The sequence below is a fragment of the Pseudomonas sp. GM18 genome, from assembly GCF_000282195.1.
Taxonomy (GTDB): Bacteria; Pseudomonadota; Gammaproteobacteria; order Pseudomonadales; family Pseudomonadaceae; genus Aquipseudomonas.
The window spans coordinates 14,811-37,093 of record NZ_AKJT01000045.1; the positions used below are offsets into that span (position 1 = coordinate 14,811).

General features: G+C 59.5%; 21 protein-coding genes. 7 read left to right on the forward strand and 14 right to left on the reverse strand.

Features of this window, described 5'->3' with window-relative positions:
• Positions 1-67: 67 nt before the first annotated feature.
• Together pgeF and rluD are read right to left on the reverse strand one after the other, a co-directional pair.
• Positions 68-790 carry a peptidoglycan editing factor PgeF gene (gene pgeF / locus PMI21_RS14290; protein ID WP_007938402.1) on the reverse strand — a complete coding sequence of 241 codons (723 nt, stop codon included), beginning with the start codon at positions 788-790 and terminating at the stop codon, positions 68-70.
• Positions 787-1,749: a 23S rRNA pseudouridine(1911/1915/1917) synthase RluD gene (gene rluD / locus PMI21_RS14285; RefSeq protein ID WP_007901932.1), complete on the reverse strand. Its 963-nt coding sequence runs from the start codon at positions 1,747-1,749 to the stop codon at positions 787-789. The genes pgeF and rluD overlap by 4 nt, the downstream gene beginning before the upstream one ends.
• A gap of 151 nt (positions 1,750-1,900) precedes the next feature.
• Here rluD and PMI21_RS14280 point away from each other — a divergent pair, with 151 nt between their 5' ends.
• The 6 genes from PMI21_RS14280 (at position 1,901) to PMI21_RS14255 (ending at position 8,841) form a co-directional block, all read left to right on the forward strand.
• Positions 1,901-2,917, forward strand: coding sequence for an outer membrane protein assembly factor BamD (locus PMI21_RS14280; RefSeq protein ID WP_007938403.1), 1,017 nt, complete (start codon positions 1,901-1,903; stop codon positions 2,915-2,917).
• 322 nt (positions 2,918-3,239) lie between these two features.
• Positions 3,240-5,273, forward strand: coding sequence for an S-type pyocin domain-containing protein (locus PMI21_RS14275; protein ID WP_007938404.1), 2,034 nt, complete (start codon positions 3,240-3,242; stop codon positions 5,271-5,273).
• A gap of 1 nt (position 5,274) precedes the next feature.
• Positions 5,275-5,532 (forward strand): bacteriocin immunity protein, encoded by a 258-nt coding sequence (locus tag PMI21_RS14270; protein ID WP_007938405.1) that lies wholly within the window; start codon positions 5,275-5,277, stop codon positions 5,530-5,532.
• 153 nt (positions 5,533-5,685) lie between these two features.
• Positions 5,686-5,919: a PP0621 family protein gene (locus tag PMI21_RS14265; RefSeq protein ID WP_007938406.1), complete on the forward strand. Its 234-nt coding sequence runs from the start codon at positions 5,686-5,688 to the stop codon at positions 5,917-5,919.
• A complete protein-coding gene (locus PMI21_RS14260) occupies positions 5,909-7,498 on the forward strand; it encodes a sensor histidine kinase (protein ID WP_007938407.1) in 1,590 nt (529 codons plus the stop codon). The genes PMI21_RS14265 and PMI21_RS14260 overlap by 11 nt, the downstream gene beginning before the upstream one ends.
• Positions 7,495-8,841, forward strand: a complete 1,347-nt coding sequence (locus PMI21_RS14255; RefSeq protein ID WP_007938408.1) for a sigma-54-dependent transcriptional regulator — start codon at positions 7,495-7,497, stop codon at positions 8,839-8,841. The genes PMI21_RS14260 and PMI21_RS14255 overlap by 4 nt, the downstream gene beginning before the upstream one ends.
• Before the next feature lie 19 nt (positions 8,842-8,860).
• Here the strand turns inward: PMI21_RS14255 and thiO are convergent, their stop codons facing one another.
• The 7 genes from thiO to PMI21_RS14220 are packed head-to-tail and all read right to left on the reverse strand — an operon-like array spanning position 8,861 to position 15,662.
• A complete protein-coding gene (gene thiO, locus PMI21_RS14250) occupies positions 8,861-9,961 on the reverse strand; it encodes a glycine oxidase ThiO (RefSeq protein ID WP_007938409.1) in 1,101 nt (366 codons plus the stop codon).
• A 56-nt stretch (positions 9,962-10,017) separates the two neighbouring features.
• Positions 10,018-10,419: a type IV pilin protein gene (locus PMI21_RS14245; RefSeq protein WP_007938410.1), complete on the reverse strand. Its 402-nt coding sequence runs from the start codon at positions 10,417-10,419 to the stop codon at positions 10,018-10,020.
• A gap of 13 nt (positions 10,420-10,432) precedes the next feature.
• The gene (locus PMI21_RS14240) at positions 10,433-13,555 is read right to left on the reverse strand and encodes a pilus assembly protein (protein ID WP_007938411.1); all 3,123 of its coding nucleotides are present in this window, start codon (positions 13,553-13,555) and stop codon (positions 10,433-10,435) included.
• Positions 13,542-14,021: a pilus assembly PilX family protein gene (locus tag PMI21_RS14235; protein ID WP_007938412.1), complete on the reverse strand. Its 480-nt coding sequence runs from the start codon at positions 14,019-14,021 to the stop codon at positions 13,542-13,544. The genes PMI21_RS14240 and PMI21_RS14235 overlap by 14 nt, the downstream gene beginning before the upstream one ends.
• 11 nt (positions 14,022-14,032) lie before the next feature.
• Positions 14,033-14,746 carry a PilW family protein gene (locus tag PMI21_RS14230; RefSeq protein ID WP_007938414.1) on the reverse strand — a complete coding sequence of 238 codons (714 nt, stop codon included), beginning with the start codon at positions 14,744-14,746 and terminating at the stop codon, positions 14,033-14,035.
• On the reverse strand, positions 14,743-15,192 hold the full coding sequence (pilV, locus tag PMI21_RS14225; RefSeq protein WP_007938415.1) for a type IV pilus modification protein PilV: 450 nt from the start codon (positions 15,190-15,192) through the stop codon (positions 14,743-14,745). The genes PMI21_RS14230 and pilV overlap by 4 nt, the downstream gene beginning before the upstream one ends.
• Positions 15,189-15,662 carry a GspH/FimT family pseudopilin gene (locus PMI21_RS14220; protein WP_007938416.1) on the reverse strand — a complete coding sequence of 158 codons (474 nt, stop codon included), beginning with the start codon at positions 15,660-15,662 and terminating at the stop codon, positions 15,189-15,191. The genes pilV and PMI21_RS14220 overlap by 4 nt, the downstream gene beginning before the upstream one ends.
• 131 nt (positions 15,663-15,793) lie before the next feature.
• On the opposite strand from PMI21_RS14220, the gene PMI21_RS14215 reads away from it, so the two are divergent.
• A complete protein-coding gene (locus PMI21_RS14215) occupies positions 15,794-16,351 on the forward strand; it encodes a GspH/FimT family pseudopilin (RefSeq protein WP_007938417.1) in 558 nt (185 codons plus the stop codon).
• Here PMI21_RS14215 and ispH read toward each other — a convergent pair.
• The 5 genes from ispH to ribF form a co-directional block, all read right to left on the reverse strand.
• On the reverse strand, positions 16,320-17,267 hold the full coding sequence (ispH, locus tag PMI21_RS14210; protein WP_007938418.1) for a 4-hydroxy-3-methylbut-2-enyl diphosphate reductase: 948 nt from the start codon (positions 17,265-17,267) through the stop codon (positions 16,320-16,322). The two genes, PMI21_RS14215 and ispH, sit on opposite strands and share 32 nt — an antisense overlap.
• A 157-nt stretch (positions 17,268-17,424) precedes the next feature.
• Positions 17,425-17,862: an FKBP-type peptidyl-prolyl cis-trans isomerase gene (fkpB, locus tag PMI21_RS14205; RefSeq protein ID WP_177318289.1), complete on the reverse strand. Its 438-nt coding sequence runs from the start codon at positions 17,860-17,862 to the stop codon at positions 17,425-17,427.
• A gap of 7 nt (positions 17,863-17,869) precedes the next feature.
• A complete protein-coding gene (gene lspA / locus PMI21_RS14200; protein ID WP_007938422.1) occupies positions 17,870-18,382 on the reverse strand; it encodes a signal peptidase II in 513 nt (170 codons plus the stop codon).
• Positions 18,375-21,206 (reverse strand): isoleucine--tRNA ligase, encoded by a 2,832-nt coding sequence (ileS, locus tag PMI21_RS14195; RefSeq protein ID WP_007938424.1) that lies wholly within the window; start codon positions 21,204-21,206, stop codon positions 18,375-18,377. Before ileS ends, lspA begins: the two co-directional genes overlap by 8 nt.
• Positions 21,207-22,157, reverse strand: coding sequence for a bifunctional riboflavin kinase/FAD synthetase (gene ribF / locus PMI21_RS14190; RefSeq protein ID WP_007938425.1), 951 nt, complete (start codon positions 22,155-22,157; stop codon positions 21,207-21,209).
• Positions 22,158-22,283 lie beyond the last annotated feature (126 nt).

Sequence of the window (22,283 nt, forward strand, 5' to 3'; positions counted from 1 at the left end):
GTGGTCGATTCTGGGAGATTCAAGCGTCGTGGAGTTGATGCAGATCAGAGAAGTCTAGCGTTCGAGTCTAGTGTTCGAGCCAAACCAGGGAGGCAAACCGGCCGGTGCGAGGGCTGCGGCGGTAAGAAAAGAAACGTGGATCGGTCACTGTGCAGAAACCACCGCCATAAACAGCCGTGACACCGCGAGCGGCCAGACGCAAACGCGCCAGTTCATAGATGTCGGCCATGAATTTGCCGGCGTTGTGGCTCGGTACAAAGGCGTTAGCGGTTTCAGGCAGTTGCTGGACGAAGGCTTCGCGCACTTCGGGGCCGACTTCGAAGGCTTGCGGACCAATGGCCGGGCCCAGCCAGACCAGCACGTCTTCAGGCGACACGGCCAGACTGTCGAGGGTCGCTTCCAGCACACCCGCCGCCAACCCGCGCCAACCGGCATGGGCGGCAGCAACGCGGGTGCCGGCACGGTCGCAGAACAGCGCCGGCAGGCAATCGGCGGTCATCACCGTGCAGGCGATACCGGGCGTTGCCGTCCAGCTGGCATCAGCGGTGGCAACCCGGCGTGGGTCGGCATCAGCCACGGCAATGCCGTGAACCTGTTGCAACCAGGCCGGTTGAATCGAGAAGTGATCGGTGAGGCGACGGCGGTTTTCGGCGACGGTTTCAGGGCTGTCGTCGACATGATCGCCCAGGTTGAGGCTGTCGAACGGCGCCAGACTGACGCCGCCCGCACGGGTGGTAACGCAGGCTTTGACGCTGGCCGGCGCGGGCCAGTCAGGCGTCAGCCAGGTCATCCGATGAACGCCTCACGGTCTTGCTTGAGCAGCGACAGCAACCAGACGAAGTCATCCGGCAGTGGCGATTCCCAGCTCATGCGTTTACCGGTGGTCGGATGATCCAGCTCCAGGAACCGCGCATGCAGCGCCTGACGCGGGAAATTCTTCAGGGATTCGACCATGGTCACGCTGGCGGCCGGTGGGATACGGAAACGACCACCGTAGGCAGGATCTCCGACCAACGGGTAGTTGATGTGCGCCATGTGCACGCGAATCTGGTGCGTACGACCGGTTTCCAACTTCACCCGCACGTGAGTGTGGGAGCGGAAACGCTCGAGCACGCGGTAGTGGCTGACGGCTTGCTTGCCACCTTCCATCACCGCCATGCGCTGGCGCTGCTGGCCGTGACGACCGATCGGGGCGTTGATCTTGCCGCCGGCCGTCACCACGCCGATCACGATGCACTCGTAGATCCGGCTGACGCTGCGGCTCTGCAATTGCGTGACCAGCTGTGTCTGCGCCTGAATGGTCTTCGCCACCACCATCAGACCGGTGGTGTCCTTGTCCAGGCGATGCACGATACCGGCGCGGGGCACATTGATGATGTCCGGCACGTGGTGCAGCAAGGCGTTGAGCAAGGTACCGTCGGCGTGACCGGCGGCCGGATGCACCACCAGGCCCGCAGGCTTGTTGATCACCAGGATGTCGTCGTCTTCATAGACGATGTCCAGCTCGATGTCTTGAGCGATCCATTCGCCCTGAGCTTCCTGCTCGGCAGTCAGTTCAAGAATGGCACCACCGTGAACGATGTCTCGCGGGCGGATAACCGCCCCATCCACAGTCAGGCGGCCGTCTTTGATCCAGGCGGAAAGGCGCGAGCGCGAGTGCTCAGCGAATAATTGTGCGGCGACTTGATCGAGGCGTTGGCCGCCCAATTCGGACGGCACCTCTGCGCGAAGTTCAATTTTATCGGACATGCTCAGACTAGGCGTCGGCACAGCCTTTGGTTTCGGCTGCGCGCTTGTGGTTAAATACGGCGTCTTTTGCCCCGAGGCTTTTCAACGGGGCACTCATCATAACAGGACGGCCCCGCCCAAGACAGCGGCCGTCATAGGGACGCAAGCCGCCATGCAAGTGAAACACCTGCTGCTGATCGCCATCCTCGCATTGACCGCTGCTTGCTCATCGAAGGAAGTCGTAGACGAAAACCTGAGCGAAGTCGAGCTGTACCAGCAGGCTCAGCACGATCTGGACAACAATAGCTACTCCAGCGCCACAGCCAAGCTGAAGGCCCTGGAGTCGCGTTATCCGTTCGGTCGCTATGCCGATCAAGCCCAACTCGAGCTCATCTACGCCAACTACAAGAACTCCGAGCCTGAGGCTGCGAAGTCCGCCGCCGAGCGATTCATTCGTCTGCACCCGCAGCACCCGAACGTCGATTACGCCTACTACCTCAAGGGCCTGACCTCTTTTGACCAGGACGTCGGCCTGCTGGCGCGCTTCCTGCCACTGGACATGACCAAGCGTGACCCGGGCGCCGCCCGCGACTCCTACAACGAGTTCGCCCAGCTGACCAGCCGCTACCCGAACAGCCGCTACGCGCCGGACGCCAAGCAGCGCATGATTTACCTGCGCAACCTGCTGGCGGCCTACGAAATCCACGTCGCCGACTACTACCTGACCCATCAGGCCTACGTTGCCGCCGCCAACCGTGGCCGTTATGTAGTGGAAAACTTCCAGGAAACCCCATCGGTCGGTGACGGCCTGGCGGTGATGACCGAAGCCTACCAGCGTCTGCACCTGGACGAACTGGCCGCGACCAGCCTCGAAACCCTGAAACTCAACTACCCGAACCACCCGAGCCTGGTGGACGGTCAGTTCGTGCCGAGGGTAGCCGAAGCCGACAACCGTTCGTGGCTGAGCAAGGCCACCCTGGGCCTGATCGAATCCCGTCCGCCGCTGCCGCCGGGCGAAACCCGCGCCAACCAGGACGTGCAGAAGCAATTCCAGGATGCCAAGGACGCGATTCCGAACGAGCTCAAGCCTAAAGATGAAAACGGCGATGTGATCGAAGAACCGGAACCCGAGTCCAGCAACACCGACCGTTCCTGGTTCAGTCACATGACCTTCGGCCTGTTCGACTGATCGCGCTGAGGGTGAGAAAAGGGAGATCTTCGGATCTCCCTTTTTTGTGGGCGTTAGTTTTCCAATCGATTAGTCCTCCTTTCCTTGCCAACCCATGACAGCGTTTTCCCTGCATAACCTGGGAAAATTCCCTTTATCGAAATGAATCTACCAGCCTTATTCCCGCCTCGTGGAAAACGCCCTCCTCCAGTATATGAAACGCCTTACACCACTCTCGGACTCATACCTAACGGGTGTGCTGTAACGTTATATGAAGCAACACAACCGATCGTTTGAAGCTCTTTGAGTTCTTTGAACAACGCACATTCAAAAGGATATGAATATGCAAAAACCACCCGTATTTGAATTGACCGAGGCTGTGCATACCACAGCCACAGCCCCTCCCGGCATCATCCCCGCTCCCGCAACTTCAATACACCGCCCTCCCTCCGGGCAATTCGCACCTCAACAAATTCTCTCGCAAAACGTCAACAAAATTGCGGAGGCGATTAAACAAGTTGAACAGGAGTATCACGTTCAATCCGCTTATCTGTCGCAAACTCTTGAGCACGAACTGGCTGCTACCAGACTGGAAGGTTCGACTGCCCCGGTTCCTCCTGTTGACGCGATCATTCGGGAGTTGGGCGTACGCAATACGCTACTCACACGCAAGTCCGCCGAACTCCAGCAGAAAACCGCGCTCGCCAACATGTTTTACGGGGCAGACCCTCTCGGCAGGCCATTGAAGGAGTTCTACGTGAGGGCCTTGATGTCGCAGCGGCATTTTGGTCCCGACAGCGTAGTGATTCAGGCTGGGCTTGCATCGTACAAAGCAGCCTACGAGGCACGACTACTCACCCAATCCATCCAGATGCTCAATCAACAGCAGGTCACAGTGCTGAACTGGCTGGCTGCGGTACAAGTCCAGGATCAGGCACAACGAGAAGCTCAACGTTTGGCCGCTGAGGCGGCACGTAAAGCCAGGGAAGCACAGATAGAAGCACAACGCCTGGCCGCCGAGGCGGAACAAAAAGCCAGGGACGCCCGAATAGAAGCGGAACGATTAGCTGCTGAAGCCGTGCGCAAAGCCAAAGAGGCGAAAGAGCGTGAAGAGGCAGAGGAGAAGAGACGTGCAGAAGCGGAGGCGCGGCTCAAGAGCCTCAACGATTTCTTCGCCGCCATAGACGAAGCCAAAGCCAGTCGCCCATTCCCCATTTCGGGGGCGGCAGTGGCAAGCAGCCCCGTATTCACTCTGGCTGCCGGCCGTCTCGCCACCAACCCGGCCACTACCTTGGCTATCAGGGCGGCGCTACAGAGCGCTGTCGCAACCGTCACTGCGGTGGGCGTCGCATCGGCAAGTGCAGTATTGGTTGGCTTTGCGGCACTGATGTTTCCCTCACCATTGGGTGACAGTGACCAGCACGAAATGCTCCTCCCACCGATGTCGGATCTGGTGCCCGACAACCTGCATAAATGGAGCCTCACGGTCGATTCATACAATTCCGACGATCAGCATGCATTGAGCGTTCCGCTCTCGGATCTCGTGCCCGACTCACTTCCTGATTTGCATGCCATTGCCTTGGTCAATGGGGACGTCGAACTGCCGGTCGCGATGGGGACGCGAACCGTAGGCAACACCACCGAGTTTTTTGTTGCGGCAGCCAATAGCGTGGCAGTGCCTTCCCGGGTGCCGGTGCGCCTTGCCACTTTCGACCCGGTGCTGAATGTTTACCGATCTTGGGATCCGGATGCTCCGTCCATTGGCATGACATGGACTCCGATAGTCAAGCCGGCCGGCTCGTCCACTTCCCTCCCCGCAAGTGGACCCAACGTAGCCATTTACAACGGCACAACAGTCACGGCTCTGGAAGGTCGAATCGACAGTTTCCCGGAGCTGGATCTCATCAGCTTCGGTGGCTTTATCACGGTGTTCCCGATTGAGTCGGGAATGGCCCCTGTTTACACGATGTTCAGGGATCGGCGGGATGAGCCTGGCGTGGCCAGTGGTTATGGAGAAGCGGTTTCCGGTGTATGGCTGGAGTTCGCCTCGCAAGCTGATGGCGCGGTGATTCCTAATCGAATAGCCGATAAACTCCGAGGGGGAAACTTTTCAAGTTTTAAAGCTTTTAGAGAGGCGTTCTGGAGGGCCGTGATTGACAGCCCTGATCTGACTAAACAGTTTACTGCGAACAATGCTCAAGAAATGAAAAACGGGAGAGCTCCTTTTTCTCGCAGAAAAGACAGGTTAGGCGGCCAAGTAAAATTTGAACTGCACCACGTAAAGCATATTTCCGAAGGCGGCGAAATATACGACATCGACAACATTCGAGTCATCACTCCAAAACGACACTCCGAGATACACAAAGGAGAAAAGTGACATGAATCACCTTGAACTTTCCAACTACACCGAAACAGATTTTCTTGAATTTTTAGCTAAAGTTTGCCGTGCAGAATATCCGACCGAAAAAGAGCAAATAGACGCTGTATTGTTATTTGAAAAACTCACAGAACACCCTGACGGTTCCGACCTAATTTACTACGCAGACTCAGACGAAGACGCAACTCCTGAGGCCATCATCAAAAAAGTGAAAGACTGGCGAGCTGCCAACGGCAAACCAGGCTTCAAACCCGAGTGACCCAAAAGGGTTGATAACGCGTCAAGTCGCACCGAAAGCTTCGCGTAAAGCAGCTGCTTTTGCAGCTGCTTTTATTACCGCACTTTAATTAGGCTGTGCGCCTGCCATGTCCTTGGCTAAACTGCCAATTCATTAATCAAAAAGCAGCTCACCATGCTTCGTCTATTGTTCTGGATCGCCCTGATTGCCGCTGCCGTATGGTTCTGGCGCAAGTTCAAGGGCCCGACGTCGGTCGCCAACATGCCGCGCGAGCAAGATGCTCCGCCCATGGTTCGCTGTGCTCATTGCGGCGTACACCTGCCCCGCGACCGCGCACTGAAACTCGAACAACAGTGGTATTGCAGCCAGGCTCACCTAGAGCAAGGCCCGGGCTCCAGTGATCGCTGAGACGCCCAGTCCCGGCACCAAACAGGCCCGGCGACTGCTGCGCCTCTATCACCTCTACCGCTTAAGCGTCGGCATCACCCTGGTGCTGTTGATCTCCAGCAACATGGACAACCAGTTGCTGACGTTTGCCGATGACGACCTGCTGCGTAATGGCAGCTGGTTGTATCTGGTGCTGAATATCCTGCTGGTGGTCTTTCTGGGGAACACTCGGCGTCCGGCGCATCTATTCAGCCTGACGCTGGTCGATGTCCTGCTGCTGTGCGGCCTGTTCTACGCCGCAGGAGGCGTGGCCAGCGCCATCGGCAACTTGCTGATCGTGTCGGTGGCCATTGGCAATACCCTGCTGCGCGGGCGAATCGGCCTGTTGATTGCGGCGGTCGGCGCCCTCGGCATCGTGGCTTTGAGTTTCCTGCTAAGTTTCAGCCACCCCGCCAGCCCCAGTGATTACCTGCAAATCGGCACCCTCGGCGCCCTGTGTTTTGCCGCAGCGCTGCTGGTGCAGGGCTTGACCCGACGACTGGAAGTCAGCGAAACCCTGGCCGAACAGCGAGCCAGCGAGGTGCTCGGTCTCGAAGCCCTCAACGCATTGATCCTGCAACGCATGCGCACGGGTATTCTGGTGCTCGACGACCAGCGGCGGGTGCAACTGGCCAATCACAGCGCCTTGGCCTTGCTGGGGCAAGAAAAACTGGATGGCCAGTTGATCGACGATTACTCGATACCGTTGGTCGAGCGACTCCAACTGTGGCTCAACAATCCAACGTTGCGCCCGCAAAGCCTGCAGATCGCCAGCAACGGCCTGGAGCTGCAACCAAGCTTCATTGCCCTGGACCAAAGCCCGCACCACCAGACGCTGGTTTTTCTCGAAGACCTCGCCCAAATCGCCCAACAGGCCCAACAACTGAAACTTGCCGCCCTCGGTCGCCTGACCGCCGGGATTGCCCATGAGATCCGCAATCCACTGGGCGCCATTAGTCATGCTGCGCAGTTACTGCAGGAATCCGAGGAACTGAACGGTGCGGACCGGCGTCTGACGCAGATTATTCAAAACCACTCTCAGCGCATGAATCGGGTAATCGAAAACGTCCTGCAACTGTCCCGTCGTCAGCAAACCGTGCCGCAACGGCTCGATTTGAAGCCGTGGCTGGAGCATTTCGTCGCTGAAACACGCGAAGGCTCGAACGAACATCAACAGATTCACCTGCGCATCGGCTTGGGAGACTTCAAAACCCTGATGGATCCGAATCAGCTGACCCAGGTTCTCGATAATTTGCTGCGCAATGCCTGGCGCCATAGCGCCCTCAAGCATGATCAGGCGCAGGCCTGGCTTGAGTTGTTTGTCGACCCGGACAGCCAGTTGCCGACCCTGGAAGTCCTGGACGATGGCTCCGGCGTTGCGCCCGACCAGCGCACGCACTTGTTCGAACCGTTCTTTACCACCAGCAGCCAGGGTACTGGCCTGGGGCTTTATCTGTCCCGTGAGCTGTGCGAAAGCAATCAAGCCCGCCTAGACTTCAAACCACGCCAAGGCGGCGGCTGCTTTCGCATCACCTTTGCTCACGGACGGAAACAAAGTTGAACACGAGCCCACGGCAAAAAATCCTCATCGTCGACGACGAGCCGGATATCCGCGAACTCCTGGAAATCACCCTGGGACGGATGAAACTCGACACTTTCAGCGCACGCAACCTCGCAGAAGCGCAGGCGTTGCTGGCACGAGATACGTTCGACCTGTGCCTGACCGACATGCGCCTGCCTGACGGCACCGGTCTGGCGCTGGTGCAGCACATCCAGCAGCGCTATGCGCAAGTGCCGGTGGCGATGATCACCGCCTACGGCAGCCTGGAGACGGCAATAAATGCCCTCAAGGCCGGTGCTTTCGACTTTCTGACCAAACCGGTCGACCTCACCCGCCTGCGCGAACTGGTCATCAGCGCCCTGAGTTTGCCGGCGCCAGGCGGCACCAGCAGCGGCATCGACCGTCGGCTGCTGGGCGACTCGCTGCCTATGCGCAACTTGCGCAAACAAATCGACAAACTGGCCCGCAGCCAGGCCCCGGTGTACATCAGTGGCGAGTCCGGCAGCGGCAAGGAACTGGTCGCTCGACTGATCCACGACCAAGGCCCGCGCGCCAGCCGACCGTTCGTCCCGGTGAACTGTGGGGCAATCCCGTCGGAATTGATGGAAAGCGAGTTTTTCGGCCATCGCAAAGGCAGTTTCAGCGGCGCCATCGAAGACAAACCCGGGCTGTTCCAGGCCGCCCATGGCGGTACTTTGTTCCTCGACGAAGTGGCTGACCTGCCGCTGGCAATGCAAGTCAAACTGCTGCGGGCCATACAGGAGAAAGCCGTTCGCAGTATCGGTGGCCAGCAGGAAACCGTGGTCGATGTGCGCATCCTCTGCGCCACCCACAAAGACCTCGATGCCGAAGTCGCCGCCGAACGCTTTCGCCAGGACCTGTACTACCGCCTGAACGTGATCGAGCTGCGAGTACCGTCCTTGCGCGAACGTCGCGACGACATTGAGCTTCTAGCCAACAATATGCTCAAGCGACTGGCGGCCAGCACTGGCCAACTCCCCGCAAAACTCCATCCGCAAGCCCTCGAAGCGCTGAAAAACTATCGCTTTCCAGGAAACGTGCGGGAATTGGAGAACATGCTCGAGCGGGCTCACACCTTGTGCGAGAACAAACAGATCGAAGCCAGCGACCTGCGCCTGGCTGAAGGCAACTGCAACCCGGACGGCGGCGTGCCGGACCTGACACAGATCGATAATCTGGAAGCCTATCTGGAAAACGTCGAACGCAAACTCATCCTCCAGGCCCTGGAAGAAACCCGCTGGAACCGCACGGCGGCGGCCCAGCGCTTGAATCTGTCATTTCGGTCGATGCGTTACAGGCTGAAGAAATTGGGGCTGGATTGAACCGTTAAAAGATCTTCTGTCAGATTCGTCCGACTGGCGCATACGGCGCAGGGTCGATAATCGGCGCCCGCCCCAGCATCACATCGGCAAATAACTGACACGACGCCGGCGCCAGCACTAGCCCATTGCGGTAATGCCCGCAGTTGAGCCAGAGCCCGTCATATCCCGGCACCCGACCGATATAGGGGACTCCTTCAGGCGACCCGGGCCGCAACCCCGCCCAATGCCCCACAACCTCGGCATCCGCCAGCGCCGGAATCAACTCCGCCGCCGATGCCTTCAGGCTTTCCAGCGCGGTGTCGGTCGGCGTCTTGTCGAAGCCCTCATGCTCCAGCGTACTGCCGATCAGGATGTGCCCGTCGCGCCGGGGAATGGCATAACGCCCCTTGGCCAGGACCATGCTCGGAAGGAAGTCCGCCGCGCACTTGTAGAGAATCATCTGGCCTTTGACCGGCTCGACCGGCAGCTCCAGGCCCAGTTCTTTCAGCAAGTCACCGCTCCAGGCCCCCGCCGTCAAAACCACCTCATCACCCCGAATGGCCCCCATCGAGGTCTGTACCCCGACCACCGCAGCGCCTTCACGGATAAACCCACCGACCTCGCATTGCTCATGAATCGTCACATTCGGCAGCGCCAGCAAGGCGGCCTTGAGGGATTTCACCAGCCGTGGATTACGCACATTGGCCACATCGGCCATGTAGATCGCCCGCGAAAAACCGGCGCCCAATACCGGCACCGCATCGTGGGCCGCAGAGATATCCACAGCCCGCAGCGGACGGTTCTCCCGTTCGGCCCAGGCGAGTGCTTCGGCCTCGTCATCCAGGTCCAGCCAGTACAACCCGGTGGTGTGCACTTCAGGATCGACACCGGTGGCAGCGAACAAACGCTGGGCCAGCTGTGGATAAAAATCCTGGGACCAATGAGCCAGTGCAGTGACCGCCGGGCTGTAGCGCCACGGGTAGAGCGGCGAAACGATCCCGCCACCGGCCCAGGAAGACTCCTGACCGACGTTCGAGCGGTCCAGCAGCACCACGCTCTGCACTTCGGACGCGAGATTGAACGCCGTCAGCAGGCCAATCACCCCGCCACCGACAATCACCACTTGCTGTTGACTGCTCATGTTCTGATCCAACCGTTCAATAGACAGAGGACGCAAAAGGCGCCCGAAAAAGAAACTCAGCGACCCCAGCAATCCTTGGTGGCCAAGCCGGACACGGCATTGACCATGCTCCTGACACCGGTATTGGAGAGAGTGAAATCACCGCACTTGTCGCTCGCCATGGTCGAACCGGCCTTGCGTGTTGCCGTCAGCAGGAAGGTCTGATCGCTCAGGGTCGGGGTGATGGTGTAGAAATCATTGCCGGCGCTGAGGCCGGTGGCATTGGTGTAGACATTATTCTTCGAATAGAAACGCTCGAGGATCTGCGCCTGCTCGGAAAGCAACCCGGCGACTTCAGTACGGCGGCCCTTTTTTACGTACTCGGTGAGGCTCGGATAGCCAATGGTGATGACGATCCCAATGATCGCGATCACGATCATGATTTCGATCAGGGTAAAACCTCGGTTGGATCTGCGCATGCCTCACTCTCACTTACTGTATTTGTCGCCACATGATGCGACGGCCGCTGCCGCCGCCGGATTTTTCCACCAGAGTGGTCACGCCACCTCCGGAGTCGTTCACAATCTTGCGGGTTGCGTCATTGACGACCGCGTTCAGGGTCGGGATACCACCGGTGAAGATCACCCCGCTGGAAATCGTGTCGTTGCCGTCGACCACCCCGTCGGCATTGGTGTCGAGTACCGCGTAATTGAGCATCTTACCGCTGAACGCATCGAGTTCGACCAGTTTGCCGGTACCGAAGCTGGCACAGGGGTCCACGGTATCCACACTGAGCGTGGTAAAAATGATTCGCCCCGACACCAGACTGGCCTGATTGATCACCCGCTCCCCCGTCAGCACGCTGTTATACACCAGGGGCAAGTACCAGCCTTTCTTGGCCGGATAGGTCACCTCGTTCTGGCTGGTGGTGATGAATTGCCCGGTACTGCCCGAAAACACGCCGGTCACCGCCTGCGCCTGCAAACTGGAAACGGTGATTTGCCCCGCGCCCCCCTCGGCATCCCACACCGCGTAGAACGCCTGTAGATCCTTGTTGGTCTTGTCGGCGACCTCATTGAATTTGCCGGTGCCGAAAAACACTTCCTTGCCACCCAACACGTGATCGGCCAGCAACGGCTGCGCGGTAATCGGCTGGGTCGCGCCGCCTGCGGTGGTGAACAACGGCTTGCCGGAAAACGCCACACCCCAGGTGTCAGGGGTGGTGCCACTCAAATCGAACTTCCACAACCGCCCTTTCAGGTCGCCCCCATAGGCGGCCTGCACCACATTCTGCGAGTTGACCCTGAGCTTCACCGACGACAGGCCGTTGGTGGTTTCGGTACTGTCGACCACGATTTTCTTGATCAGCGAGCCGTCGCGAATATCCACCACATACAACGCTGCCACCCCAGAGTTGCTGCCATAGCCGTTGGAGATAAACGCAGCCCAGCGACCATCGGCCAAGCGTGCCACTTCGGGGCGCGCATAGGCATAACCCAGATCATTGAAAACGTTCGCCGTACTGGCCGTGGCCGGTGCACTGACTTCCCACAGTGCCTTAGTCTCGTTACCGGCCGATGCGTCGAACAATTGCAGCGCATAGAAGGTTTTGCCGCCCGCCCCCGTTCCGCCAATCGCCAGGGTTTTCCACGCGCCGTTGAGTTGGGCATCGAACACGCCGACCTGGCCATCGACCAGAAACTGGTGGCTCACACCGTTGATGTAATTGGGGTCAGCGATGTCATTCAGCGATGGCAGCACGCTGGAGGGCATGTAGGCATAACGCCTGACACCGTTGGTCGAGTTGATAACGTTTACAAAACCGTCGTTGGCATTCACCACCAGGCTGGTATTCATGTTGGCGGCTTTGGTGGTCAGGTAGGTGCTGTAGGCGGTGTCGCCCACCAGATCGGACGCGGTTTTATCCGTGGGTGCGGCCAGTACGAGTGGCGAATTGATGATGTCGCCGAGCAATACGCTGCGAACTTTCAACCCGGTTTTGTTGAAGCCCTTACTCCACTCCACCAGATCGTTGCCGTTGATGCCAGTGGGCAGCCCCTGGTTGAGGGAGGTCTGCTGCGCTGAAGAGAAATTGCTGTAGGCCAGGGTGATCGCGGCGTTGGTCTGCGTGTTCCAGGACTGGTAGGTCGGCGCGGTGGCGCCGGGCACGATGGTGGTGTCGGTCGTCCACAGCACGGCGGCGGTGTTAACCGCGCCCGCCGACGTGAAGCCAAAGGACTTGACCGTACCCCGCCAGTCCTTGGGATCGTAACTGGTCTGGAAATAGCTCGAGTCGCTGGTCAGGGTCGTGCCGCTGGCCACGCCACTGCCACCTGAGCCGGCCTTGGAAGTGATATCGCTCAGGGCAGCAGACAATGCATTGCTAAGTCCCGCACTGTCGGTCGCCTGGTAGTACTTGCCCTGCCCATAGGTCGCGGCATCCGCCAACATCTGGTTTGCCGCGGTGAAACCCACGGTATAGGTGTTCATGTACTGCCTGGGAAAATCCAGGGCGTTCCAGCTTTTACCCGTGGCATCGGTTCCCGTGGAGCGCATGTCGATGTCGAAGGCGAACTTTGCAATGTCATCCAGGTACAGGGTGTCACCCTCATCATCGCCTGAGGGGTCTGCACCGTCGTTACTGCTGATCCCGTCCCAGTTCGGTAACCGGCTGCCTCCCAGCGGATCGTCGGTCGGAAAGGTTCGGTCGTAGGTCGGCAGACCATCGGTGATCACCACCCCGTAATTTTTCTGGCAACGGTACTGAATCGGACTGGTATAGGTGTCGGGCGTCGAGTTGTTGTACGGCGCCATGCCACGGAAATAGCGAGTGATCTCGTAATAGGCTTCCGCCAGCGGTGTATTGGCTTGCGCACTCAGCTCGTCGATCCCGGCGATTAGTGCGTTGTAATTGGTATCGGCCTGAGCCTGAGTGACGGAGCCGCTGACCGCCGACAAATCACTGATCGAGCGGGCAATGTAACCGCCGTCATTCCTATGGTTGCCGACCGCCAGGTTGAACGTAGACAGGCCGATGCGCAGCGAACGGTTGCCGGCGACCAACGTCTTGGAAACGTTGCGTGCCACATTCATCCGGTAATCATTGGGAATCGAGCCGTCGGTGAAGTCCCGGTCAGTATTGTTGGCCAGGCTGATCAGGTAGGACAAATAATTCGCCGTATACCGCGTGTCCTCGTTCCCCACCGGATCGGGGAGCTTCAGGCAAAGCGACTCCCAACCGAGAATGCTGTTTTTATAAAAACCGTACCATCCGGCCTTCGAGCATGTTCCATGAGTCAAACTCGACAAGGCAATATTGCCATCGGTCATGTCCAGGTCGCGGCCTTTCAGGCACGTACCATTGGAGAGGCAAATCGTCACCGGGGTGCGTGCGATTGTCGGGTCGAAGCCGGCCGCCCAGATAATGTTGTTCATACTCCCCGAGTCATCGAGCAGCAGCATCACATTGGGAGGCACGGCGGCGGCGCTCAACAGCGGCGAATCCGAGGGCGTGAAGGCGTAGGTCGGCGCGGCCAGATAAAGGCTCAAGGCCGCGCCGCAGAGCAGCTGCAATAACCAACGGCGCCAACCTGTGCGGGCCTCAGTACTTCGCATAAATACTCTCCACTACGCTGCGCGAGTTGCCCGCGAGGCCCACGGCGGTCACCCGGTAAAGGGTTGCCGATGTGTTGCTCGGCACATTCACGGCAGTCAGGGTAGTGCCGATGTTCTGCACTCCGTAAAAGCCGCTACCGGAGGCGATCCAGTTCACCCCCGAGGTGGAGTTGAACCCCGCGGCGGTGATGACCGACGCCTCGGCCGGCGGCGCGCATTGGCTGGAGCCACTGCAGACCGGTAATGAGTAGGAGTTCAGTTGTACCGCGCTTTCACCGACCCGCAACGCCGCTTCCGCGCCCTGGAACGACTGGTTGCGCAGGATCACGCTGCTGGTCATTTTCTCCTGCAACGTGGCGCTCTGCATCGACGAGAGACCGATCAATGTCAGCACCAGGAGAAACACCAGGCTGACCAACAGCGCCATGCCGCGCTGGGCGTGAGATGTCATGGACGCACGACTCATCGGCCCTCCCCTCATTGCAACCGGTTGCGCAAGGCGGCAACCACGTTGAAGGTTTGATTGCGGACCCGGTTGTTCGGGTCGGTGAGGGTCAGCGTCAGCCGCACACTGCGGATTCGCGCCGGATCGGACGGATTGCTGCTGTAGCTGGAGGCGGCCGTATCCGTGGCTGAACTGGCGAGGCCGAAGCTGACGCCAAAGGCACTGACGTTGTTTACCAGCACCGCCTGAGTCGGCGTGCCGGTGCCGGAGCCCATCAGCAGTTGGTTGTTGCTGAAGCTGTAGATCAGCCGCCTGATCGGAAACGCCAACTGCCCCGATGCCGGCGTGCGTAAACCTGTGTAGGCCGTCGCGGTATTTCGGCAGTCGGAAACCACCGTCCAGGTCGGCACTCCGCCACTGCCGCCGACATCTGCGGTGACCAGCGTCAATTTGAGATTGGCATTGTCCCAACTGATCGGCGTGATCTGGGCGGCGTTGAAATCCCCCGCCGAACTGGCATCGGTAATCGTACCCAGGCAACCGAACATGCCGACCATGCGGATTTCCTGAATCATCTTGCTCAGGACGAACCGTGCATCTTCCTGCATGCCGGCGGCAGTGCTCTGGCTGACGTAGGTGTTTTTGGCCGCGATGAAAATCTGCGCCACGCCCAGGATCACGATCAGGCTCAATGCCAGGGCGATCAGCAATTCGATCAGGCCGAAACCTCTGCTGGTTCTGATCATGGTGTCGTCACCGGATCAATGGTGGCGCGACTGGTGAGGACGAAACTGCGGCGCGAATCGGCGATATTGGCGGCCCGGGAGTCGTCCCAGGTAATGGTGATGATGTGCACCCGCTGGTTGCGGACGATGCTGCCGGTGGCCGTGGCGCCGCCGAAATTGATGATATTGGTAGTGAAGTCGTAGAGGTCCTGATCCCGGGCCACGCTCAGGTTACCCGAGGTCGGTGGCGTGACGGTGTAATCAGCGCCAGAGTTGGCGCGAATGCGGTCCATCATGTCGTAGGCGATAAAACTCGCCTGACTGGTCATCCGTGAGCTGTCGGTGTACTTCAGCGCATTGAGCTGAATCGCCGCCGCGCCCAACAAACCCACAGCCAGCACCAACAACGCGACCAATACCTCGATCAGCGTCATGCCCTCCTGTGCACGCCTGCTCCAACCCCTCATCCGCAACTTCCACCCAATAGAATTCGTCCGTTCAAACACACATTCAGCGTCCTGCTTTGCGCCCCCAGTACATAACTGATCACCACCGCCGTGGACGGCGCCGCCAAACCGCCGAGATTGTTGAAATCAATCGCGGTCACTCCTGAGGTTAGCGTCAGAGTTGCTCCGCTGCTCATCGCTGGAACAACCCGCAATACATTGGCCGGATTGCCAGTACCGTCATAAACGCTCAGCTCGCCGGTCCAGACACTGCCGCCGGCCGTCGGGCGAACCCGAGTGGTGAGGCCCCGATCAATCGCTTCAAGCCGTGCGTAATTGAGTGCCCGTTGCAAGTCGCCGACCTCGGTGTCGGCCTTGTTGCTTTGCACCGAGCGGGTGAACGCCGGAACAGCCAGTGTAATCAGGATCAGAAACACCGCGAGCGTGATCAGCAGCTCGATCAGCGTGAAACCTTTTGTACGATGATCCATCAGTGCGCTCCGTTGCCGTCGGCTATACCTGCTTCTACACGCTAGAACATTCGACCGGCGTATGTGCGGTTGTTTTGCCATTACTCGCGCAAGGATCGCGCGGGCCGCAGCACTCCATGGAGGGAGATGACATGCATCAGCAAGGTTTCAGCCTGATCGGACTGCTCATGGGACTGACAATTGTCGGGATTGTTCTGCAACTGGTCAGCCCGGCATTTGCGGCCCTGACAGAATCAAACCATCGGGAGCAAGCGGCGCAGTCGATTGTCAGTGGTATACGCACAGCCAGAACGGCTGCCATCACCCGCAATCAGAGCGTGGTGATTCACGCTATCAACGGAGACTGGAGCCAAGGCTGGCGGATCATTCTGGATATCAGCGGCAAAGGCCCGGAAGACAACAGCAATCCGCTGCTGGTTGAGCACACGAGTAGCACTCGGGTGCCGATTGTCGGCAATTGGCCGGTCAGGCGCTTCGTGCGTTTCAGCAGTCTTGGCCAACCGCTGATGCCCGAACGGGCATTTCAGGCAGGGACACTACATATTTGTTCGACTCGCGAGCCGGTCAGTCAGCTCCAGGTGGTGCTGGCGGCTAGCGGTCGAGTGCGCCTGGCCAACCATAAAGCTGAGCAGGCGCTGTGTCGCAAGGCGAAAAGTATTACAGCAGCGAACGCACGCGCAGCTCTTTAGGCATGGAGAAGGTGATGTTCTCCTCGCGACCGGCCAGTTCATCGGCACCGGTGGCGCCCCAGGCCTGCAACTGCTGGATCACGCCACGCACCAGCACTTCTGGGGCGGAGGCACCGGCCGTGATGCCAATACGCTCGACGCCGTCGAACCAGCTCTTTTGCAGGTCTTCGGCGCCGTCGATCAGATAGGCCGGAGTGGCCATGCGTTCGGCCAGTTCACGCAGACGATTGGAGTTGGAACTGTTCGGGCTGCCGACCACCAGCACCACGTCGCACTCGTCCGCCAGTTGCTTGACGGCGTCCTGACGGTTTTGCGTGGCGTAGCAGATGTCGTCCTTGCGCGGACCGCCGATCGCCGGGAAACGTTTACGCAGGGCGTCGATCACGCGACTGGTGTCGTCCATGGACAAGGTAGTCTGGGTAACGAAGGCCAGTCTTTCAGGATTGTTTACCTGCAACGCGGCGACGTCTTTCTCGTCTTCGACCAGATAGATCGCGCCACCATTGCTGCCATCGTACTGGCCCATGGTGCCTTCGACTTCCGGATGGCCAGCATGGCCGATGAGGATGCATTCCCGACCGTCGCGGCTGTAACGCGCGACTTCGATGTGCACCTTGGTCACCAGCGGGCAGGTCGCGTCGAACACCTTAAGGCCACGGCCTGTGGCTTCGGTGCGCACGGCCTGGGAAACGCCGTGGGCGCTGAAGATCACGATCACGTCGTCCGGCACCTGATCCAGTTCCTCGACGAAGATCGCCCCACGGGCACGCAGGTCTTCGACGACGAATTTGTTGTGGACCACTTCGTGGCGCACATAGATCGGCGGCCCGAAGACTTCCAGGGCGCGGTTGACGATTTCGATCGCCCGGTCCACTCCGGCGCAGAAGCCACGGGGGTTGGCGAGTTTGATTTGCATGCTGTGCCTCGTGTCTTGCGCGCAAGAAATTGGATCGTTGTACCCATGCAGGAGCAGAGCTTGCTCGGGAAAGCTGTGTGTCATTCGACATTGATGTTGAATGTGATGACGCCTTCGCGAGCAAGCTCTGCTCCTACATTAGACCGTATCCGGTCAGTTACAGCGCTTTGACGTTGATGATCTCGACGTCAAAGGTCAAGGTTTTACCGGCGAGCGGGTGGTTGAAGTCGATGGTTACTTGCGCGTCATCGAATTCCTTCACCACGCCTGGCAGCTCGGTATTGGCTGCATCGTTGAAGATCACCAGCAGTCCTGGCGACAGTTCCATGTCCTGGAACTGCGAACGCGGGATGATCTGCACGTTTTGCGGGTTAGGCTGGCCAAAGGCGTTTTCCGGCTCGATGGACAGGCTGCGCTTGTCGCCGGCCTTGAAGCCGAACAGCGCGGCTTCGAAGCCTGGCAACAGGTTGCCGTCGCCGACCTTGAAGGTCGCCGGGGCTTTATCGAAGGTGCTGTCGACGGTGTCGCCGTTCTCCAGGCGCAATGCAAAGTGCAAGGTGACTTCCGTGTTCTGGCCGATACGTTGTTCAGCCAATACCTGTTCAGTCATGAACGGTTTCTCCGGTCTTCTTACTTTTGAACATATCCAGCGCAAGCATCACGGCACCGACAGAAATGGCACTGTCAGCAAAGTTGAACGCCGGGAAATACCAGCGGTTCTGCCAATGCACCAGAATGAAATCGATCACATGGCCCAAGGCAATGCGGTCGTACAGATTGCCCAGCGCGCCACCCAGCACCAGGGCCAGCGCAATCGCCAGCCAGGTTTCGTTGCGCCCCAGGCGCTTGAGCCAGATCACCAGCACCGCGCTGACCACCACCGCGATCAGGGCGAACAGCCAACGCTGCCAGCCGGAGCTGTCAGCCAGGAAGCTGAACGCCGCGCCGGTGTTGTAGGCCAGGGTCCAGCTGAACAAATCGGGGATCACCACGATTTGCTGGTACATTTCGAGCTTGCCTTCGAAGTAGAACTTGCTGGCCTGGTCGATGACCAGAACCAGCAAACTCAACCAGAGCCAGCTCAGCCGTCCGAAACGGCCAGCCGCATTAGGCATAGTGACGAACCTCGCCCGCGCCGCTGATGTTATCGACGCAACGACCGCAGATTTCCGGATGCTCCGGATTCACGCCGACGTCTTCACGGCAGTGCCAGCAACGGGCGCACTTGGCGAAGGCCGACTTGACGATCTTCAGCTTCAGGCCACTGACTTCTGTGACCACCGCATCGGCCGGCGCCTGCACGAACGGTGCAACAGTGGCGGTCGAGGTGATCAATACAAAGCGCAGTTCGTTGCTCAGCTTGGCCAGGTCGGCGCTCAGCGCGTCTTCGGCGAACAGCGTTACTTCGGCTTGCAGGTTGCCACCGACAGCCTTCGCCGCGCGCTGGATTTCCATTTCCTTGTTGACCGCCACCTTCACCGCCATGATCCGCTCCCAGTAGTCGCGGTCCAGCTCGAAGCCTTCCGGCAGTTCGCTCAGGCCTTCGTACCAGGTGTTGAGCATCACGGACTCGTTACGCTCGCCCGGCAGGTACTGCCACAACTCGTCGGCGGTGAACGCCAGGATCGGCGCGATCCAGCGTACCAGTGCCTCAGAAATGTGAAACAGCGCGGTCTGGCACGAACGACGGGCCTTGCTGTCGGCGCCAGTGGTGTACTGACGGTCCTTGATGATGTCCAGGTAGAAACCGCCCAACTCCTGCACGCAGAAGTTGTGGATCTTGGAGTAGACGTTCCAGAAGCGGTATTCGCCGTAGTGCTCCTGCAGCTCGCGTTGCAGCAACAGGGTGCGGTCCACAGCCCAACGGTCCAGCGCGAGCATTTCTTCGGCCGGAAGGATGTCGGTGGCCGGGTTGAAACCGGTCAGGTTGGAAAGCAGGAAGCGCGCGGTGTTACGGATACGCCGGTAAGCGTCCGCACTGCGTTGCAGGATCTGCTCGGAAACCGCCATTTCACCCGAGTAATCGGTGGAAGCGACCCAAAGACGCATGATGTCGGCGCCCAGGGTGTCGTTGACCTTCTGCGGCGCGATCACGTTGCCCAAGGACTTGGACATTTTGCGACCGGATTCGTCGACGGTGAAACCGTGGGTCAACAGCTCGCGGTACGGTGCGTGATCATCGATGGCGCAGCCGGTCAGCAACGACGAGTGGAACCAGCCGCGGTGCTGGTCCGAGCCTTCCAGGTACAGGTCGGCGCGTGGGCCGGTCTCGTGACCCATCGGGTGCGAACCGCGCAGGACGTGCCAGTGCGTAGTGCCCGAGTCGAACCAGACGTCCAGGGTGTCGCTGATCTTGTCGTACAGCGGCGCTTCTTCACCGAGCAACTCGGCGGCGTCCATCTTGAACCAGGCTTCGATGCCTTCGACTTCGACGCGCTGGGCGACCACTTCCATCAGTTCGACAGTGCGTGGGTGCAGTTCGCCGCTTTCCTTGTTCAGGAAGAACGGGATCGGCACACCCCAGTTACGCTGACGGGAGATGCACCAGTCCGGACGGTTGGCGATCATCGAGTGCAGACGCGCCTGGCCCCAGGCCGGGACGAATTTGGTGTCTTCGATGGCTTTGATTGCGCGTTTGCGCAGGGTGTCGCCCGCCGTCGGCTCTTTGTCCATGCCGATGAACCACTGCGCGGTGGCGCGGTAGATCAGCGGGGTCTTGTGACGCCAGCAGTGCATGTAGCTGTGTTCGATGGTGGTGGTGTGCAGCAGCGCGCCGACTTCGGTCAGTTTGTCGACGATGGCCGGGTTGGCCTTCCAGATGAACTGGCCACCGAAGAACTCCAGCGATGGCACATACACGCCATTGCTTTGTACCGGGTTCAGGATGTCGTCGTTGACCATGCCGTAGGCTTTGCAGGTCACGAAGTCGTCTACGCCGTAGGCTGGCGAGGAGTGCACCACACCGGTGCCCGCGCCCAGCTCGACGTAGTCGGCCAGGTAAACCGGCGACAGGCGATCGTAGAACGGGTGACGGAAGTTGATCAGTTCCAGCGCTTTACCGGTGGCGGTGGCGATCACCGAACCTTCCACGCCGTAGCGGGCAAGGCAGGATTCGACCAGTTCTTCAGCCAGCACCAGCAACTTGTCGCCGATGTCGACCAGGGCGTAGTTGAACTCCGGGTGAACGTTCAGCGCCTGGTTGGCCGGGATGGTCCACGGGGTGGTGGTCCAGATCACGATCGAAGCAGGCTTGGCCAGCGACGGCAGACCGAATGCGGCCGCCAGTTTGGCTTCGTCGGCGATCGGGAACGCCACGTCGATGGTCGCGGACTTTTTGTTCTCGTACTCGACTTCCGCTTCAGCCAGGGCCGAACCGCAGTCAAAGCACCAGTTCACAGGCTTCAGGCCCTTGAACACGAAGCCACCCTTGACGATTTCCGCCAGGGCACGGATTTCACCGGCCTCGTTTTTGAAGTCCATGGTCTTGTACGGGTTGGCGAAGTCGCCCAACACGCCCAGACGGATGAATTCGGACTTCTGCCCTTCGATCTGCTCGGTGGCGTAGGCACGGCACAGCTCGCGGGTTTTGTCGGCGCCCAGGTTCTTGCCGTGGGTCACTTCGACTTTGTGCTCGATCGGCAGACCGTGGCAGTCCCAGCCCGGAACATAAGGTGCGTCGAAACCCGACAGGGTTTTCGAGCGGATGATCATGTCCTTGAGAATTTTGTTCAGCGCATGACCGATGTGAATCGTGCCGTTGGCGTACGGAGGACCGTCGTGCAGTACGAACTTCGGACGATCCTTGCCAATCTCGCGCAACTTTCCGTACAGGCCAATGCTGTCCCAGCGCTGCAGAATCTGCGGTTCGCGCTGAGGCAGGCCGGCCTTCATTGGGAAGGCGGTGTCCGGAAGGTTTAGCGTGGCTTTATAGTCGGTCATTTAAGGCTCTTCATTAGCGATTGGCGCTAGGTGCGACAGGGCACGGGCGGCGGCAACATCCGCATTGATCGCCGTCTTAAGCGCCTCCAGAGAGGCGAAACGCTGCTCTTCACGCAGCTTGTGGTGGAAAACCACCGTCAAACGCCGGTCATACAGATCGCCGGCAAAATCTAAAAGGTGTACTTCGAGGTGGGCTTTGCCATCCCCTTCGACCGTTGGCCGCACGCCGATATTGGCGACGCCTGGCCAGGTCTTGCCGTCGATGTCGACGTTGACCAGGTAAACCCCGCTCAGCGGCACACGACGACGCTTGAGCTGCACGTTGACCGTGGGCGTACCCAGCTGGCGCGCCAGCTTCTGGCCGTGCAGGACTCGCCCGGCAATCCGGTACGGACGACCGAGCAACCGCTCGGCCAAGGCGAAATCGGCAGCGGCCAGGGCATTACGCACCTGAGTGCTGCTGACACGAATGCCGTCCAGCTCGACGGTCTGCGCCGCTTCTACGGTAAACCCCCGGAGGACGCCGGCCTGCTGCAGGAAATCGAAATCCCCCAGCCGGTCACAGCCGAAACGGAAATCGTCACCGACTTCCAGATGCTGCACGCCGAGCCCGTCCACCAGAATAGTATCGACGAATTCTCTGGCGCTGAGTTTGCTCAGGCGCTGATTGAAAGCCAGGCACAACACTCGGTCGACACCTTCTTCGGCCAGCAGCTGCAGTTTGTCCCGCAGGCGGGCCAAGCGGGCCGGGGCGGTGTCCGGGGCGAAGAACTCCCGCGGCTGCGGCTCGAAAATCACCACGCAGCTGGGCACGCCCAACTCGAGCGCACGCTCTCGCAGCCGGACCAGGATAGCCTGGTGGCCACGGTGAACACCGTCAAAGTTGCCAATAGTGGCGACACAGCCCCGATGCTGGGGGCGCAGATTGTGGAGGCCTCGAACCAGCTGCATAACGCGCTTCTTGCTCATAAAGTGGTCGATTATAACCACACCCGGCGGCCGACGACAGGCAACACCGTAACCCAAAGTAATCGAGCCGACAAAACTGCCGGTTCGCCCATGATTATCGAGATAACG

What these genes read in the sequence shown, in the direction of transcription:
- pgeF (WP_007938402.1), bottom strand. Translation starts at nt 790, where the DNA reads ATGACCTGGCTGACGCCTGACTGGCCCGCGCCGGCCAGCGTCAAAGCC.
- rluD (WP_007901932.1), bottom strand. Translation starts at nt 1,749, where the DNA reads ATGTCCGATAAAATTGAACTTCGCGCAGAGGTGCCGTCCGAATTGGGC.
- PMI21_RS14280 (WP_007938403.1), top strand. Translation starts at nt 1,901, where the DNA reads ATGCAAGTGAAACACCTGCTGCTGATCGCCATCCTCGCATTGACCGCT.
- PMI21_RS14275 (WP_007938404.1), top strand. Translation starts at nt 3,240, where the DNA reads ATGCAAAAACCACCCGTATTTGAATTGACCGAGGCTGTGCATACCACA.
- PMI21_RS14270 (WP_007938405.1), top strand. Translation starts at nt 5,275, where the DNA reads ATGAATCACCTTGAACTTTCCAACTACACCGAAACAGATTTTCTTGAA.
- PMI21_RS14265 (WP_007938406.1), top strand. Translation starts at nt 5,686, where the DNA reads ATGCTTCGTCTATTGTTCTGGATCGCCCTGATTGCCGCTGCCGTATGG.
- thiO (WP_007938409.1), bottom strand. Translation starts at nt 9,961, where the DNA reads ATGAGCAGTCAACAGCAAGTGGTGATTGTCGGTGGCGGGGTGATTGGC.
- PMI21_RS14245 (WP_007938410.1), bottom strand. Translation starts at nt 10,419, where the DNA reads ATGCGCAGATCCAACCGAGGTTTTACCCTGATCGAAATCATGATCGTG.
- PMI21_RS14240 (WP_007938411.1), bottom strand. Translation starts at nt 13,555, where the DNA reads ATGCGAAGTACTGAGGCCCGCACAGGTTGGCGCCGTTGGTTATTGCAG.
- PMI21_RS14235 (WP_007938412.1), bottom strand. Translation starts at nt 14,021, where the DNA reads ATGAGTCGTGCGTCCATGACATCTCACGCCCAGCGCGGCATGGCGCTG.
- PMI21_RS14230 (WP_007938414.1), bottom strand. Translation starts at nt 14,746, where the DNA reads ATGATCAGAACCAGCAGAGGTTTCGGCCTGATCGAATTGCTGATCGCC.
- pilV (WP_007938415.1), bottom strand. Translation starts at nt 15,192, where the DNA reads ATGAGGGGTTGGAGCAGGCGTGCACAGGAGGGCATGACGCTGATCGAG.
- PMI21_RS14220 (WP_007938416.1), bottom strand. Translation starts at nt 15,662, where the DNA reads ATGGATCATCGTACAAAAGGTTTCACGCTGATCGAGCTGCTGATCACG.
- PMI21_RS14215 (WP_007938417.1), top strand. Translation starts at nt 15,794, where the DNA reads ATGCATCAGCAAGGTTTCAGCCTGATCGGACTGCTCATGGGACTGACA.
- ispH (WP_007938418.1), bottom strand. Translation starts at nt 17,267, where the DNA reads ATGCAAATCAAACTCGCCAACCCCCGTGGCTTCTGCGCCGGAGTGGAC.
- lspA (WP_007938422.1), bottom strand. Translation starts at nt 18,382, where the DNA reads ATGCCTAATGCGGCTGGCCGTTTCGGACGGCTGAGCTGGCTCTGGTTG.
- ileS (WP_007938424.1), bottom strand. Translation starts at nt 21,206, where the DNA reads ATGACCGACTATAAAGCCACGCTAAACCTTCCGGACACCGCCTTCCCA.
- ribF (WP_007938425.1), bottom strand. Translation starts at nt 22,157, where the DNA reads ATGCAGCTGGTTCGAGGCCTCCACAATCTGCGCCCCCAGCATCGGGGC.